13 protein-coding genes are annotated in these 14,395 nt (G+C 61.5%); 9 read left to right on the top strand and 4 right to left on the bottom strand.

The features are described from left to right. Window positions 1–2: 2 nt before the first annotated feature. Complete coding sequence (locus B0E33_RS15270; protein ID WP_062486847.1) at window positions 3–1,508, top strand: efflux transporter outer membrane subunit; 1,506 nt, start codon at window positions 3–5, stop codon at window positions 1,506–1,508. 50 nt (window positions 1,509–1,558) lie between these two features. Here the strand turns inward: B0E33_RS15270 and B0E33_RS15265 are convergent, their stop codons facing one another. Next, complete coding sequence (locus B0E33_RS15265) at window positions 1,559–2,449, bottom strand: LysR family transcriptional regulator (RefSeq protein ID WP_156912416.1); 891 nt, start codon at window positions 2,447–2,449, stop codon at window positions 1,559–1,561. 99 nt (window positions 2,450–2,548) lie between these two features. On the opposite strand from B0E33_RS15265, the gene B0E33_RS15260 reads away from it, so the two are divergent. Then, window positions 2,549–4,111, top strand: a complete 1,563-nt coding sequence (locus B0E33_RS15260) for a proton-conducting transporter transmembrane domain-containing protein (protein WP_077291666.1) — start codon at window positions 2,549–2,551, stop codon at window positions 4,109–4,111. Between the two features lie 15 nt (window positions 4,112–4,126). After that, window positions 4,127–6,505 (top strand): YbcC family protein, encoded by a 2,379-nt coding sequence (locus tag B0E33_RS15255; RefSeq protein ID WP_077291665.1) that lies wholly within the window; start codon window positions 4,127–4,129, stop codon window positions 6,503–6,505. A 55-nt stretch (window positions 6,506–6,560) separates the two neighbouring features. On the opposite strand, the gene B0E33_RS15250 is transcribed toward B0E33_RS15255, so the two are convergent. From B0E33_RS15250 to B0E33_RS15240, 3 genes are all read right to left on the bottom strand, one after another. Then, window positions 6,561–7,244, bottom strand: a complete 684-nt coding sequence (locus B0E33_RS15250) for a helix-turn-helix transcriptional regulator (RefSeq protein ID WP_077291664.1) — start codon at window positions 7,242–7,244, stop codon at window positions 6,561–6,563. A gap of 64 nt (window positions 7,245–7,308) precedes the next feature. Next, window positions 7,309–7,704 carry a RidA family protein gene (locus tag B0E33_RS15245; protein WP_077291663.1) on the bottom strand — a complete coding sequence of 132 codons (396 nt, stop codon included), beginning with the start codon at window positions 7,702–7,704 and terminating at the stop codon, window positions 7,309–7,311. A 217-nt stretch (window positions 7,705–7,921) separates the two neighbouring features. Further along, a complete protein-coding gene (locus B0E33_RS15240; RefSeq protein ID WP_077291662.1) occupies window positions 7,922–8,353 on the bottom strand; it encodes a nuclear transport factor 2 family protein in 432 nt (143 codons plus the stop codon). A 171-nt stretch (window positions 8,354–8,524) separates the two neighbouring features. Here B0E33_RS15240 and B0E33_RS30945 point away from each other — a divergent pair, with 171 nt between their 5' ends. The 6 genes from B0E33_RS30945 (at window position 8,525) to B0E33_RS15210 (ending at window position 14,387) form a co-directional block, all read left to right on the top strand. Continuing rightward, window positions 8,525–9,034, top strand: a complete 510-nt coding sequence (locus B0E33_RS30945; protein WP_197923201.1) for an RNA polymerase sigma factor — start codon at window positions 8,525–8,527, stop codon at window positions 9,032–9,034. Continuing rightward, a complete protein-coding gene (locus B0E33_RS15230) occupies window positions 9,031–9,795 on the top strand; it encodes an anti-sigma factor family protein (protein ID WP_077291661.1) in 765 nt (254 codons plus the stop codon). Before B0E33_RS30945 ends, B0E33_RS15230 begins: the two co-directional genes overlap by 4 nt. A gap of 154 nt (window positions 9,796–9,949) precedes the next feature. Further along, window positions 9,950–10,747: an extracellular solute-binding protein gene (locus B0E33_RS15225; protein WP_077291660.1), complete on the top strand. Its 798-nt coding sequence runs from the start codon at window positions 9,950–9,952 to the stop codon at window positions 10,745–10,747. Window positions 10,748–10,935: 188 nt separating this feature from the next. Beyond that, complete coding sequence (locus tag B0E33_RS15220) at window positions 10,936–12,033, top strand: LacI family DNA-binding transcriptional regulator (RefSeq protein ID WP_077291659.1); 1,098 nt, start codon at window positions 10,936–10,938, stop codon at window positions 12,031–12,033. A 384-nt stretch (window positions 12,034–12,417) separates the two neighbouring features. Continuing rightward, on the top strand, window positions 12,418–13,485 hold the full coding sequence (locus B0E33_RS15215; RefSeq protein WP_370198791.1) for an ABC transporter substrate-binding protein: 1,068 nt from the start codon (window positions 12,418–12,420) through the stop codon (window positions 13,483–13,485). Window positions 13,486–13,580: 95 nt separating this feature from the next. Continuing rightward, window positions 13,581–14,387, top strand: coding sequence for an ATP-binding cassette domain-containing protein (locus B0E33_RS15210; RefSeq protein ID WP_055661540.1), 807 nt, complete (start codon window positions 13,581–13,583; stop codon window positions 14,385–14,387). Window positions 14,388–14,395: the final 8 nt, after the last annotated feature.

Genomic DNA, 14,395 nt, shown 5'->3' with positions numbered 1-14,395 from the left:
CGATGACCCTTTTCAAACCTGAGACCGGCTCTGCCTGCGCCGTCCCCTCTCAACGCCGCAAGACCTGGTTGCGGCTGGGTGCGGGCCTGATGGCGGCAACCCTGCTGGGTGCCTGTTCCGTCGGCCCCGACTACCAGCGCCCGGATGTCTCCGTGCCCGGCAAGTGGCGCAACACGACAGGCGAAACGCCTGCCTCCGTGCCGCAACTTGCCAACTGGTGGACGCAGCTGGGCGATGCCCAGCTCAACAGCCTGATCTCGCTCGCGGTTCAGAACAACCTGGATGTCCGCACCGCCAAGGCCAAGGTGCGTGAAGCCCGGGCCAGTTACAAACAGGCCTCCTCATCGCTCTTTCCGAGCCTTGACGGTGCGGCCGGCGTGACCCGCTCCAAATCGAGTGGGTCCGACAGCGTCGGCACGCTCTGGAACGGTGGTTTCGATGCCGCCTGGGAGATCGACATCTTCGGCGCCAACCGCCGAGCAAAGGAAGCAGCCAAATACGGTCTTGATGCTGCCGAGGAAGAGCTGCGGGCAAGCTTGCTGACCCTGATTGGCGACCTTGCCACCAACTATGTCGAAGCGCGCGGCTTTCAGCAGCGGTTGAAACTGGCGCAGGACACCGCAAAATCGCAGCAGTCCTCGGCCGACCTCATCCGCAAGCGGTTCCAGGCTGGTTCGTCCTCCGGTCTCGACGTTGCCAACGCGGAAGGTCAGGCGGCATCGACAGAGGCCAATATTCCGGCCCTGAAGACAGCTCTCGCCGCTTCCATGCACCGGCTGAGCGTTTTGACCGGTCAACAGCCGACTGCCCTTACCGACCGGTTGCTGGCAAGCAGCCGAATTCCGACACCGAAACTGCCGATCCCTGTCGGGATTCCGGCAAGCATCCTGCTGACCCGCCCGGACGTTCGCCTGGCTGAACGCCAGCTTGCGGAGGCAACCGCGAAAATCGGTCAGGCAACGGCAGCGCGTTATCCCTCCGTCAGCCTGACAGGTTCCATCGGCACCGCCGCAGCCGACATTGGCGATCTCGGCAAGAATTCCTCGATCAGCTGGGCCTTCGGCCCGTCGCTGTCCGTGCCGATCTTCAATGCAGGCAAACTGGCGGCAGGCGTCGAGATTGCCGAAGCCCAGCGCGATCAGTATTTCCTCGCCTACCAGGCATCGGTGCTGACGGCACTGGAAGATGTCGAGAACGCTCTTGTCGGCTTCACCCAGGAACGCAAGCGTGTCGCCAGTCAGCGGCGTTCGGCGGAAAGCTACAAGTCGGCCGCCGAGCTTTCCAGATCGCTCTACCAGACCGGCGCCGCCAGCTTCCTCGATGCCCTCGATGCTGAACGCTCGACCTACTCCGCCGAAGACACGCTCATCCAGAGCCGTGTCCGCCTGACCACCTATTACATCGCCCTGCAAAAGGCGCTTGGCGGCGGCTGGACCGGCAAGGTTGAAACCGACAAGCCGGAAGTGGTCGACAAGAACACCGGCCCGCATTTGTCGGTTGCGTACTGACGCGACCTCGGCACCACGTTTCGGACTGGGCAAAGGCTTGAAACCCTTGCTCAGTCCGTCTTGTTTTTGAAAGCCTGAAGCAAGTCGGCGACCAGCGGGTTCGGGAAGCGCCGATGCAGCGTGACGGCGAAGAACTCCTCCTTGAGCCCTTCCAGCCTGCCCAGCTCGATCAGCCGTCCCGAAGCAAGCTCGTCTCTCACGACGATCGGCGGAATGACGGCAAGCCCCGCGTGCGCACGCGCAAGCAAGCGGATCATCGCCATGTCGTCGGCTTCCGCGGCAACTTTGGTGACGACACCCAGTTGCTCGACCATCGCGTCGAAAGATGCCCTAAGGGCCGATTCCGGCGTTGGCAGGATCAGCGGCTGCGAAGACAGAAGCTCAGGCAAGGGCAGCCCCGCCAGATCGACTGCGGTTGCGGGTCCGATCAGGCTGACCGGCTGTTCGGAAAGTCCATGTACGAGATAGGGACTGGAGGCATCGCGGGCTGGCACAAGGTTCGTCAGGACCACATCGATCGCCAATGCTTCCAGGGCCCTCAGAAGGTCTGCCTGAGCTCCGGAGCGCAGCACCACTTCGACATCTGATCGTCCGATCAGGGGTTCCAGGAAGCCGATCTGGAAATTTCGCGAAAGCGTTGCAAGTGCCCCCACCCTCAAAGCCTTGCGCTCGGTGCCCGTGTTGCGCAGGGTCGCCGTCAGGTCCTCGGCGGTCCGAAAGATCGCTTCCGCGTGATCAAGGGCGATCCGCCCGGCCTCCGTCAGCACCAGACCACGTCCGCGTCGTTCAAACAGATCGTGTCCAAGGGAGGCTTCCAGCGTCTTGATCTGCGAGGATAGCGCCGACTGCGACAAGTTCAGCACCCTGGCAGCCCCCGTCAGTGTTCCATCCCGCGCAACTGCCCGGAAAAGCCGCAGATGATGAAGGTTCAGCACGAGGATACTTCCAAATTATAGAACGATTTCGATTATAATATGTAATTTTTTGCAAGAAAACGAGACGGTATATCCACGGCGTCTTTCAGCGTTCGTGAGGTTCCCATGCCGTACCTGTTCCCTCTGCCCCTTCTTGCGCCGGTGCTGTTGCTGGCTTCAGCGGCCGTTTCAACAATGTGTCCTGGCCGCCGCCCAGGGCTCTATCCCAAGGCTTCGGAAGCAAGTGCATTTATCGCCCTTGTGCTTGCCCTTGCCGGTCTGGTGCAGCTTCTGGTCTTGGGAGCAACGGAAGTAACCTTGTTCGAAGGTCCGTTTACGCTTGTTGTGCGGCTCGACCCCATCAGCGTGACGATGACCCTGTTGGTCGCCTTCATCGGCTGGGTGGTGATGCGTTACTCCCGGACCTACCTCGACGGCGAAACGCGAGAAGGGGCCTTCCACGGCTTGATGCTCACGGCACTTGCGGCCGTACTGGTGGTCGTCCAGTCGGGCAGCCTGTTCCTGCTTGTCCTCGGCTTTGCCGGGATCGGCCTCTGCCTGCGCAGGCTTTTGCTGTTTTACCCGCAGCGCGCCGCCGCCCAACGGGCCGCCACCAAATTCGCGCTTGTCTGGCATGCAGGTGACATCTCGCTGCTGCTGGCCGCCGGGCTGTTCATGGCAAGCGCCGGTACCGCACAGCTTGGACAGCTTTCTGAAACGGTCGGGCCTGATCTCTCCTTCGTCGAACATCTGGCTGTGGTGTTCCTGGTGCTGGCTGCCGTACTGAAAACGGCGGCCTTCCCCCTGCACGGCTGGCTGACGGAAGTCATGGAGGCGCCGACCCCGGTTTCCGCCCTGCTTCATGCAGGCATCATCAACGCCGGCGGGTTTCTTCTTATCAGGACCGCAGATCTGGTTCAGGCCAGTCCTGGCGCCATGGGCACGCTCGTGGCTCTCGGTGGCCTGACCGCTCTCTTCGGGGCAGTGGTCATGCTGACCCAAAGCGCGGTGAAGACAGCCCTTGCCTGGTCAACGATTTCCCAGATGGGTTTCATGCTGCTGCAGTGTGGTCTCGGTCTTTGGCCACTCGCGCTGCTCCATGTGGTCGCGCACTCCCTCTACAAGGCCCATGCCTTCCTGTCCTCGGGTGGAGCGGTTCTGGCCGTGGCCAAGCTGCGGCGTCCCGGCCCGATCGCAATTCCCAGCGTTGCCAACGTGCTCCGGTCCTTCGCGATCGCCTTGTTTCTCTACGCGATAGTCTCCTTCGCCTTCTCGATGATCGCAGGCCCGAAAACCCCTCAGGCGCTTGCCATCGGAGCAATGCTCATCTTCGGTGTGGCCTATCTGGTGGCGCAAGGCCTTGCAGATGCGGCCCCCGCTGAACTGACGTATCGCACCTCGCTGGCCGCAGTCATCGTTGCCTTTGCCTATTTCGGCTTCCAGCAGGTTGCCAACCTTCTGTGGGGCGCAGCTCTGCCGCAGGCACCTGTCGCCGGCCCCCTCGAATGGGCGCTGATCGTCCTGGCGGTGCTTTCCTTCGGCATCGTTGCCGTTGCGCAGACGCTTTTCCCGCTCTGGTCACACCACCCGTCGACCGCCGGCTTGCGCGTTCACATCGCCAACGGCCTTTACCTCAACGCCCTCCTCGACCGTTTCATCGGCGGATACCGGGTTGCGAACTCCAAGTAAGACGAGGCACTTCAGATGTTTATCAAGCACACCCAATTCAGCTCGCTACGGGTTTCGGGCATCCTCGAGGCAGGCACGTCAGCCATAAGGGCCATCCCGCCCGCCTTTCCGCTGGATGCAACCGTTGCCGTCAATCCCTTCCTCGGCCAGGTTGGAGAAGGCCTCGCGGAAGCATCCGCGCGCCTTGCCAGAACGAGCGGCATCAGCCTGACCCGGCCCAGAAGCAGCTACGGCACCGAGATCGCCTGTGGCCGCATCTTGGATGAAGACCTGACGGCCGCCCTTGAGGCAAGCAACGCCGGCAACAAGCCGGCGGATGTCGCGCAGCTCAAGGCATTCGCCCAAATGGATGGACCGGCACCGGCAGCCGTACCAACCATTGCCGAACTCGCAGCTTCTGTATCCGGCATCGACTGGCCGTCGGTTATCGAAAAAACCGTTGGTCTGTGGGCCGCCGGTTACTTCGACCGCGGCCAGGCGTTTTGGTCTCCAGCCCCGGGTGAGGGCGCTTATGCTGCCTGGCGGTCCTGGGCGAGCCGTGACCTGACACCCGAAATTGCCGGACTGACGGGGTTCTGCTCCCATGTAACCACGTCTCCGGACACTTCCGAACAGGCAATCCTGCGGGTAACCGACCGGCTGGGCATCAGCGTTCCGGCTGCCGAAACCCTGTTTCACCAGCTGCTGATGGACCTGGGAGGCTGGGCGCAACATGCACGCTGGCTGCTGTGGCGTGCAGAACAGGACGGCACGACGGACGGCACGCTCGGCGACCTTCTGGCCGTCCGGTTGATCTGGGAAGAGGCGCTTTTCAACCGCTTCCCCGCTGTCGCCGACCAATGGCAGGCCACGCTTCAGCTTCATGCCGCACCTCTTGTTCCGGATCGGGACCAGGTTATCGATGCCATTTTGCAGGACGCGGCAGAGCGGGCATACCAGCGGTCACTCGGCCAACAGTTGAAGGCGCCGACAAAATACACCGGCGAGCGCCCTGCCCTTCAGGCGGCGTTTTGCATCGACGTGCGCTCGGAAGTCTTCCGGCGGGCGCTGGAAAACCAGAGCCCATCGATCGAAACACTCGGGTTTGCCGGTTTCTTCGGTCTTCCTGCTGCTCACAGGGACCACGGCTCCGATGTTGAAGAAAATCACCTGCCGGTCTTGCTGAAACCGTCCATGACCTCAACTTGCCACGGTTCTTCCAATGAGGAAAAGACGGCACGCATCGGTGCGCGGGCCATACGGGCACTGGACAGGTTCCGCCAGGCCGCTGTCTCGTCCTTCGCCTATGTGGAAGCTGCCGGCCCACTGTATGTGACCAAGCTGGTGAAGGATTCCCTCGGCCGCCCCACAAGAAAGGTCTCGACGAGTGCCGCCCCCAGGCTCGACCCGGCGCTTGATGCCGAGACGAAATCAGCGACCGCCGCTGCAGTCCTGAAGGCCATGAGCCTCACGAACAATCATGCCCAGGTGGTTCTGCTGGTTGGCCACGGAGCCAATGTGAAAAACAATCCGCATGAAAGCGCCTATCATTGCGGCGCGTGCGGTGGTCATTCAGGTGAGGTTTCAGCGCGGTTGCTTGCAAGCTTGCTGAACGATGCCGAAACCCGCTCCGGCCTTGCTGCTCACGGTATCGACCTTCCTGACGACACCCGGTTCGTCGCGGCGCTCCACGACACGACAACGGACGAGATCACCCTGTTCGACAAGGACCAATCCGGCCCGATGGATGAATTCGACCTTCTGCAAAAATGGTTGAAACGGGCGGGAGCCGAGGCACGGGCCGAGCGCGCCTTGCGCTTGCCGGGCACGAATGCTGCCTCCATTGCGGCCAGAGCATTCAACTGGGCCGAAATCAGGCCGGAGTGGGGACTTGCAGACTGCGCCGCGTTCATCGCAGCCCCCAGGCATCTGACATCGAAGGCCAATCTGGAAGGCCGGGCCTTCCTTCACAGCTACGACTGGCAGACGGACGAGGACTTCAAGACGCTTGAACTCATCCTCACCGCCCCGGTGGTCGTGGCGAGCTGGATCAGCCTTCAATACTATGGCTCTTCAGTCGCGCCGGATGTCTTCGGTGGCGGCAACAAACTCATCCACAACGTGGTTGGCGGCATTGGCGTTGTGGAAGGCAACGGCGGGCGCCTGCGGCCCGGCCTACCTGCACAGGCACTGCATGATGGCGAGAAAGGGATGCATACCCCTCTCCGGTTGTCGGTTCTGATCGAAGCCCCCGAAGAGGCAATATCTGCCATTCTGGATGCGCACCCGGATGTTCGGAACCTTTTCGAAAACGGCTGGCTGCATCTGTTCACGCTTCGGAACGGACGTATGGCCGCGCGCTACCAGCCGGACGGTTCCTGGGAAGAGGAAGAGATGACCAGCCTGGCAGCCTGAACCTGAAAGGGCAGGTCCAGTGGCCGGTGGTCGCTGGACCTGTAGGAGGCTCCGGCTATCCCTCTTCCTCGCAAGGCTCGGTTGCCAGGAAAGCACGCAGTCCTCTTGTCTCGTCGTCCTCGAAAACCGTGTTTGTGACACTCAGTTTTACGACACGATCGAAACGGAAGGTGCGGAAGGCCTGCCGCATTTCGCACCACGCACTGAACATCCACCCGTCTGTCATGTTCCAGATGACAAGCGGGCGGACGCTGCGCTCCGTGGGTTTTCCATCGGCATCCTCGTAACAAATATCGACAACGAGCTGCATCCGGATGGCCTCGCGGATCAGACTGACGGTCGGTGGGGCGCTGTTCTTGATCTGCAGGCTGAAATACGGTGCGTCGGCCAGCTTGCGTTTATCGGGATCCGGCATGCCGGCCTGGATCATGGCACGCACTTCATGTGCCGCCGATGCCAGCGCCGGGTCGCCCGTGCGCTCCACAAAGGAAAGGCCGATCGCCAGCGCATCGACCTGATCATGGGTAAACGTCATGTTGGGCAGATCGAAGCCCGGACGCAGCAGATAGCCGATACCGGCCTCCCCTTCGATGGGAAGGCCGGACGCCTGAAGGTGGGCGATGTCCCGGTAAATCGTGCTGAGGCTGACTTCGAACCGTTCGGCAAGTTCTGCGCCCCGGATTACGTCGCGGGTCCGCATCTCGTTGATGATCCGAAACAGTCTTTCCACGCGTCGCATTCCGTTTCCTCACGCTCCAGAAAACCGGATGCAGCCGCTTCGAAGCTGCGTTCAGGTGTCGGCCTCAGTCGGCAGCGATCGCTTCGATCTCGAACATGAGCGGAGGAAGCGCAAGCCGGCTCACGCCAAGTAGTGTCATTGGCGGCGCAGCGTCAAGACGGCCGAACCGCGCTCCCAGGACGTCGAAATTCTTCAGGGCCTCGTCTACATCCGTTGTGTAGACCTTGACCTGAATGACATTGGCCAGGGTCATCCGCGCTTCGGCCAGTACGGCTTCCAGGTTGTTCAGCGAAAGCTCGATCTGACCGCGCATATCCGCGGCATGCTGAGGATTTCCTTCCCCGTCGACAGCGGTCTGTCCGGCGCAGATCAGCTGCCTGCCCATGCCTTCAACAATTTCGGCCTGATTGTAGCCAAGCCTGAGCGACCAGGGCCAGGGATTGACGGGAGTTCTGTTCATGGGGCGTCCTTTCGATCTTCCAAAACAAGAGAACGCCTATCAACCACAGGCCTCCTGTCACCGTGGTGAGAGGAGAGTTTGTACCTGGGCCGAATTTTTCGAGAACCTAGGCCGTGCCCTGCGCAAAAAGACATCCTGCGTTCTTGCAAACGCAGGATGCTTGAGCGCCGGTTTCCCCTGCCATGCAGGCGGGAACAGCAGGCAGGGAAATGCCGGCTTACTTCGCGAGCTTGGGGTCGATCTGCCAGACTTCGCTTGCCAGTTTGCCGCTCCGATAGGTCAGGACGTAGCGGACCGGGATCGTGTTCTTGCCGGAAAAGCGCACATTGGCAGTCACCGTCACGCCAGCTGGATTTGCGTTTTCCTGAACATTCGAGACATCGACCTTCAGCTTGCCCTGCGCGCCTGTGAACTTGGTCCAGACCGTGCCTATGTCTGCAGCACCAGTATAGACACCATCCAGCGGGCCACCGACCCATTCCAGCACGGCCTTGTCGGAATAGGACGCCTTGAGGGCATCGACCTTGCCGGTTGCGATGTTGTTGAAATGGGTACGTGCCAGGTCTTCACCCGGCCCTGCCAGGGCTGCGGATGCAAACAGAACCGTACCTGCAAAGGCAGTAGCGGCAATTTGACTGATCGGCTTCATTTCAGATCTCCATTCGTTCACTGTTCCAGATGCGATCGGCCGCATCCGGTGCTGTCCACGCAGGTGGTGGTGTTTTCCTTCCCGAAGAAGCCGAAATTTCTTTTTTGCCGGCGACGGAATAATTCGCGCAGCACAGGCGTTGGTGTCAGTAGTGTCCACGAGGAAGAGCTCTTGCCCGACAATACCCAAAACCTGCTCAGGGAGACGCCGGCGCTGCATCGATACGCGGTAACGCTGACCTGCGACCAGGCGGAAGCGGAAGACCTTGTGCAGGACTGCCTGGAACGGGCCTTGCGCAAATGGAGCCTTCGCCGGTCGTCTGTACCACTGCGGCCGTGGCTCTTCCGTATGATGCGCAATCTTCACGTCAGCCGCTGGCGGCGCTTGAGGCGCCATTCGAACCATATCGACCTGGACGATCTGGAAAACCAGCTTCAGGCGCCCGCCTCGCAGCAGGACAGCGCCGAGCTCAAGCATCTGTTGAACCGCATGCTGGCCTTGCCCGAAGACCAGCGCGAAGCACTGTTCCTGGTCGGCGTGGAAGGCTTTACCTATGCAGAAGCCGCCGCAATCCTGAACGTTGCCGAAGGAACCATCATGTCGCGCATCAGCCGCGCCCGTGCCAGACTGAGAGAAGACCCCCGCGCCTCCGAGCGTCCCCATCTAAGGAGCGTGACATGAATTCCCAGACGGTGCCTCCCATCCGGGAGGAAGACCTCGTTCGATACGTCGACGACGAGCTGCCTGCGGACCGCCGACGCGAGGTCGAAACCTATCTTCGGGACAATCCGGAAGCTGCCGCCCGGGTTGAGGCTGACCGCCGGATCTCGGCAAACCTGAAGACAGCCTATTCCCGCGTCACTGCAGAACCTCCCGGCCTGACCGCATCTCCAGGGGACAGATGGCTGCCGCGCGCCGGCATGGCCGCCTCCATCGCTGCGGCGCTGCTGGTTGGCGTCTTTGCCGGCTGGTCCCTGAAACCGGATGTAAGCCTGCCAGCGCATCAGCCCTTCCTGACCGATGCCCTGACGGCTCACCGAACATTCACCGTTGAGGTTGCTCATCCGGTCGAGGTGGCAGCCAGCGACCAGAGGCATCTGGCAACCTGGCTCGGCAATCGGCTGAACCATCCGTTCCGCATTCCCGATCTGCGGGTTGCCGGACTGACGCTGATGGGCGGTCGCCTGCTGCCCAGCGGGGCGGATCCGGCAGCACAGCTCATGTATGACGATGCGGACGGCAACCGGGTGACCGTCTATCTGCGCCGTGGGGTCGACGGTGAACCGAAATTCCAGTTCGCGGAATCCGGCACTGAACAGGCGTTTTTCTGGAGCGACACCGGGTTCACCTACGCGGTGACAGGCGACATGCCGCGCTCACAGCTTTTGAACCTTGCCCACCTGATCCAGACCCAGCTCGACCCGGCGCAACAATCGAACTGAAAGTCGCCAGATCATTCTGAAAGAGACCTCGCGCTTTCGTGACCCCGCTCTTGGGAAGACCAGGCAGCCGGCCAGCGTAGTCAGGTGCGGGGGCGGCGCAAGGCCGCCTTCGGCGCGCATGCGTCACAAGCCAACAGAATTCAGGAATTCCGATATGAAAACCTCCCTTTGTGCTCTCGCGCTCCTGGTTTGCGCCGGCCCTGCACTCGCCCAGGAAAGCACACTCGCCGATCCATCCATCAAACACCGCCCCGCCGACGGAGTTGTCAGGCTTTATGGTGCGGGCGGCCCACACACGGCGTTCCAGAAAGTTGCAAAGGCCTTTGAAGAAAAAACCGGCAACAAGGTCGAAATCACGGCCGGCCCGGAAACCACCTGGTCCGCAAAAGCCCAGGCGGATGCCGATATCCTCTGGGGCACATCCGAACAATCGATGACGGCGTTTCTGGAAACCTATGGCAATTTTGCCTCTTCGCAGGTTCAGCCGATCTACATCCGGCCCGCCATCATCGCCGTGCGCGCAGACAATCCGAAAAAGATCGAGGGCTTTGAAGACCTGCTCAAGGACGGGATCAAGATCGTCGTGACCGAGGGTGCCGGTGTCGCCAACACATCCGGCACAGGTGTCTGGGAAGACATCGCCGGAAGGACCGGAAATCTCGGTGACGTGTCGGCGTTCAGATCGAACATCGTCGCGTTTGAAAAAGGCTCCGGTGCCAGTTTCCGGGCCTTCAAGGACCTTGAGGCCGATGCCTGGATCACCTGGCCGAACTGGCCTATCAACAACCCGGACGTTCTGAGCCTTGTCGAACTGGACGAAAACCGCCGTATCTGGCGCGATGTCAACGTCGTGCTTTCCCCCGACGCCGACCCGCAAGCCAAGGCTTTTCTGGACTTCCTCCAGACCCCGGAAGCCGCGGTCCTGATGAAAACCGAGGGTTGGAAGCGCTAACACCGCGCTTTCACCTTTTGGCTAAGCCCCCCTCCGCGCCCATGCCTCCCAGGGCGCGCAGAGGGGGATGCAACGCCTTTCCGAAACCCGCTGAGCCTACCTTTCCCATTTTTCCGCTTGCCAACCTCAAACCGCACTGTTAAACGTTTAACTGTAAAACGTTTAACAGCGTTGGGAGGCGCTGGCAGATGTCCCGGAAAAAACCGTCCATCAAGGAAGTCGCCGCTCTTGCGGGCGTGTCGATCGCGACGGTATCGAACGTCTTTTCCGGGCGCAAACCGGTCAACGACGAGCTGAAGGAGAGCGTGCACAAGGCTGCGCGCGAACTCGGTTACCAGCTCGACCGGGCCGCTTCCCAGCTGCGCTCGGGCCGAACCCGTATCATCGCGGTCATTGTCCCCGACCTCACCGACACCTTTTTTGCCACCATCGTCTCCAGACTGGAAACCGCCGCATCAGCGGAAGGTTACGACGTGATCGTCGCCAGCTCACACAACGACCGCGCGGTTGAATCCTCTCGTCTGAAGGCGTTGCTCGCATGGCGGCCGGAAGGGCTGATTGCCGTGCCCTGCTCAAGCACCATGCCGCCGGAACTGAAGGAAGCGAGATCCGCCTTGCCGATGGTTCTGGTCGACCGTGTTGCTGCAGAAGGGGCAATTGCCGATACGGTGACCATCGACAACCGCGAGGCAGGCGAGATTGCCGCAAGGCATCTGCTGGAGCGTGGCCACCAGAACATTGCAATCGGCGTTTCCGACCTGGATCACCCTCCGATCCTGGAAAGAACGGAAGGGGCTGCCGCCATCATCGAGGCGCAAACCGGCAAACGGCCGACCATTCTCAATCTGGGTTCCGATATCACCGCAGGCACCAGGACGCTCCTGGACTGGATGGAACGCAATCCCCTGCCGGAAGCAATCATCGCGCTTACCAACGTCACGACACTCAGCGTGTTGTCGGCCCTCGCCGAACACCGGATCGACATCCCGAGCCGCGCGTCTGTCGTCGCGTTTGACGACTATGCCTGGATGTCCGCCCGCAACACCGGACTGACGGCCATCCGACAACCGGTCGACAAAATCGCGGAAACCGCCTGGCGCCGGCTGTTGCAGCGGATCGAGGGTGACAGCAAGGCACCCGTTACACCGACAGTGCTGAACGCGAGCCTGATCGTCCGTGCCTCGGTGCGCGATCTCGAAGCAGGCGAAGACATGCATTCGCAAACACACACCCCGGCACCGAGGGACAGCGCCTCGGCGGAAGGGCAGGAAAAGAAGATCCACTGATGCCATCCGCCACAACAGGGCACGACGGCAGACAGGCGGCAAAGACCGCACGGACACATGGGAGGAAGAGGAGGAAAATCGGACTTCAGGATCAACGGACACTCAAACGCTATCAGTCCCGTTGATCCGGACGAGAAACGCGCGGAGTGCGGTGAGCAACCCCGCGCGTCGGCAAGATCGTCCTGAAATACCCACTAACCGAAGCGGCAGGTAGATCCTCTCATCCGCCGGAACCCCTAAAGACGCCCCGTGCCGTTGCACCGGCTAAGGCGTCAGGGTTTCTGCGCGGACTCGATCATGCTCGGCCAAGATTAGCAGTGGTCTTTCAGGAAACCAACCGGTCTTGAGCGCACCCGAGGACGGGGCCGACGGACCGTTTTATTGATGGAGGAAACTGAAATGAACCCGATGAACAAGAAACTTGCCGGCGCGGCCATCGTTGCCGCCGCCCTGCTGCAGGGAACCGCTGTCCAGGCTGCATCCGGCACCGTCGCATTCCTGATGCCAGACCAGGCATCAACCCGCTACGAGGAACATGATTTCCCGGGCTTCAAGGCGGAAATGGAGAAGCTTTGCCCGGATTGCACCGTCATCTACCAGAATGCGGATGCAGACGTGGCGCGCCAGCAGCAGCAGTTCAACTCCGTTCTGACACAAGGCGCCAAGGTGATCGTGCTTGATCCGGTGGATTCCAGCGCGGCCGCCTCGCTCGTCGCCCTTGCCCAGAGCCAGGGCGTGAAAGTGATCGCCTACGATCGCCCTATCCCGGACAAGACCGCCGACTACTATGTCTCCTTCGACAATGAAGGCATCGGCAAGGCAATCGCCGAGTCCCTGGTGCGCCATCTGGAAGAACAGGGCATCTCACCGGAGGCAGGCGGCCTGCTGCAGATCAACGGCTCGCCCACCGATGCCGCTGCCGGCCTGATCAAGGACGGTATTCATGCAGGTATCGCCACCGGCAAGTACGAGACGCTGGCCGAATTCGACACGCCGGACTGGGCACCGCCCAAAGCCCAGGAATGGGCCAGCGGGCAGATCACTCGCTTCGGCGATCAGATCGTCGGCATCGTAGCGGCCAATGACGGCACCGGCGGCGGCGCCATTGCCGCCCTGAAGGCTGCCGGCGTCGATCCGCTTCCGCCTGTAACCGGCAACGATGCAACCATCGCGGCCCTGCAGCTGATCATTGCCGGCGACCAGTACAACACGATCTCCAAGCCTTCTGAAATCGTTGCCGCGGCGGCTGCCAAGGTTGCCGTGCAGTTCCTGAACGGGGAAACGCCGGAAGCCAAGACAACGCTCTATGAAACACCTTCCGAGCTGTTCGTTCCGGCCGTGGTCACGCGCGAGAACCTGAAGGAAGAGATCATCGACATGGGCATCCAGACGGCTGAGGAACTGTGCACGGGCCGCTATGCCGAAGGCTGCAAGGAACTCGGCATCCAATAACTCCTCCTCCCAAGCAGGCCGCCCGACCCCAGGGGTCGACACCCGGAAGGCCGGGCGGCCATCCAGAGGACCCAGAAAACCATGAGCCGGACAAGATGACCGCCACTTCTCCCCAATCCGCCACGGATCGGCAGCCGATCCTGAGCCTCAAGGGCATTTCGAAGAACTTCGGTGCGGTGTCGGCATTGACCGATATCGAGCTGGACGTCCATCCAGGTGAAGTCGTTGCCCTTGTCGGTGACAACGGCGCCGGAAAATCGACCCTCATCAAGGTGCTCTCCGGCGTTCACGCGCCGACTTCCGGCACCATTCACTTCGAAGGCAAGCCGGTGACGATGCACGGGCCGAGCGACGCCCTGCACCTTGGCATCGCAACCGTGTTCCAGGATCTCGCCCTGTGCGAGAACCTCGACGTCGTTGCCAACATCTTCCTGGGCCAGGAACGCAGTCCCTGGCATCTGGATGAAGTGGCCATGGAAGTCCGCTCCTGGGAGCTGCTCAACGAGCTGGCGGCCCGCATTCCAAGCGTGCGCGAACCGATCGCATCGCTGTCCGGCGGCCAGCGCCAGACCGTCGCCATTGCCCGATCCCTGCTGCTCAACCCGAAGATCATCATGCTGGACGAACCCACCGCCGCCCTTGGCGTTGCCCAGACGGCGGAAGTTCTCAACCTGGTGGAGCGGGTTCGCGACAAGGGCCTCGGCGTCATCATGATCTCCCACAACATGGAAGACGTGCGCGCGGTCGCAGACCGCATCGTGGTGCTGCGGCTTGGTCGCAACAACGGTGTGTTCTCGCCGCAATCGTCCAACGAGGAACTGGTCGGAGCCATTACCGGCGCAACCGACAATGCCGTCACCCGCCGCGCCAGCAAACGGGCGGCCGCAGGCGCCACGGCATAATCAAGGAA

The sequence above is a fragment of the Roseibium algicola genome (genome assembly GCF_001999245.1).
Lineage (GTDB): Bacteria > Pseudomonadota > Alphaproteobacteria > Rhizobiales > Stappiaceae > Roseibium > Roseibium algicola.
Note: the sequence above shows the minus strand (reverse complement) of the source record. Positions and strands in the feature narration are given on the sequence as shown.

Excerpts from the sequence above, each read along its gene's own strand:
- B0E33_RS15210 (WP_055661540.1), top strand. The coding sequence starts at position 13,581 with ATGACCGCCACTTCTCCCCAATCCGCCACGGATCGGCAGCCGATCCTG.
- B0E33_RS15260 (WP_077291666.1), top strand. The coding sequence starts at position 2,549 with ATGCCGTACCTGTTCCCTCTGCCCCTTCTTGCGCCGGTGCTGTTGCTG.
- B0E33_RS15230 (WP_077291661.1), top strand. The coding sequence starts at position 9,031 with ATGAATTCCCAGACGGTGCCTCCCATCCGGGAGGAAGACCTCGTTCGA.
- B0E33_RS15245 (WP_077291663.1), bottom strand. The coding sequence starts at position 7,704 with ATGAACAGAACTCCCGTCAATCCCTGGCCCTGGTCGCTCAGGCTTGGC.
- B0E33_RS15225 (WP_077291660.1), top strand. The coding sequence starts at position 9,950 with ATGAAAACCTCCCTTTGTGCTCTCGCGCTCCTGGTTTGCGCCGGCCCT.
- B0E33_RS15215 (WP_370198791.1), top strand. The coding sequence starts at position 12,418 with ATGGAGGAAACTGAAATGAACCCGATGAACAAGAAACTTGCCGGCGCG.
- B0E33_RS15220 (WP_077291659.1), top strand. The coding sequence starts at position 10,936 with ATGTCCCGGAAAAAACCGTCCATCAAGGAAGTCGCCGCTCTTGCGGGC.
- B0E33_RS15250 (WP_077291664.1), bottom strand. The coding sequence starts at position 7,244 with ATGCGACGCGTGGAAAGACTGTTTCGGATCATCAACGAGATGCGGACC.
- B0E33_RS15270 (WP_062486847.1), top strand. The coding sequence starts at position 3 with ATGACCCTTTTCAAACCTGAGACCGGCTCTGCCTGCGCCGTCCCCTCT.
- B0E33_RS15255 (WP_077291665.1), top strand. The coding sequence starts at position 4,127 with ATGTTTATCAAGCACACCCAATTCAGCTCGCTACGGGTTTCGGGCATC.
- B0E33_RS15240 (WP_077291662.1), bottom strand. The coding sequence starts at position 8,353 with ATGAAGCCGATCAGTCAAATTGCCGCTACTGCCTTTGCAGGTACGGTT.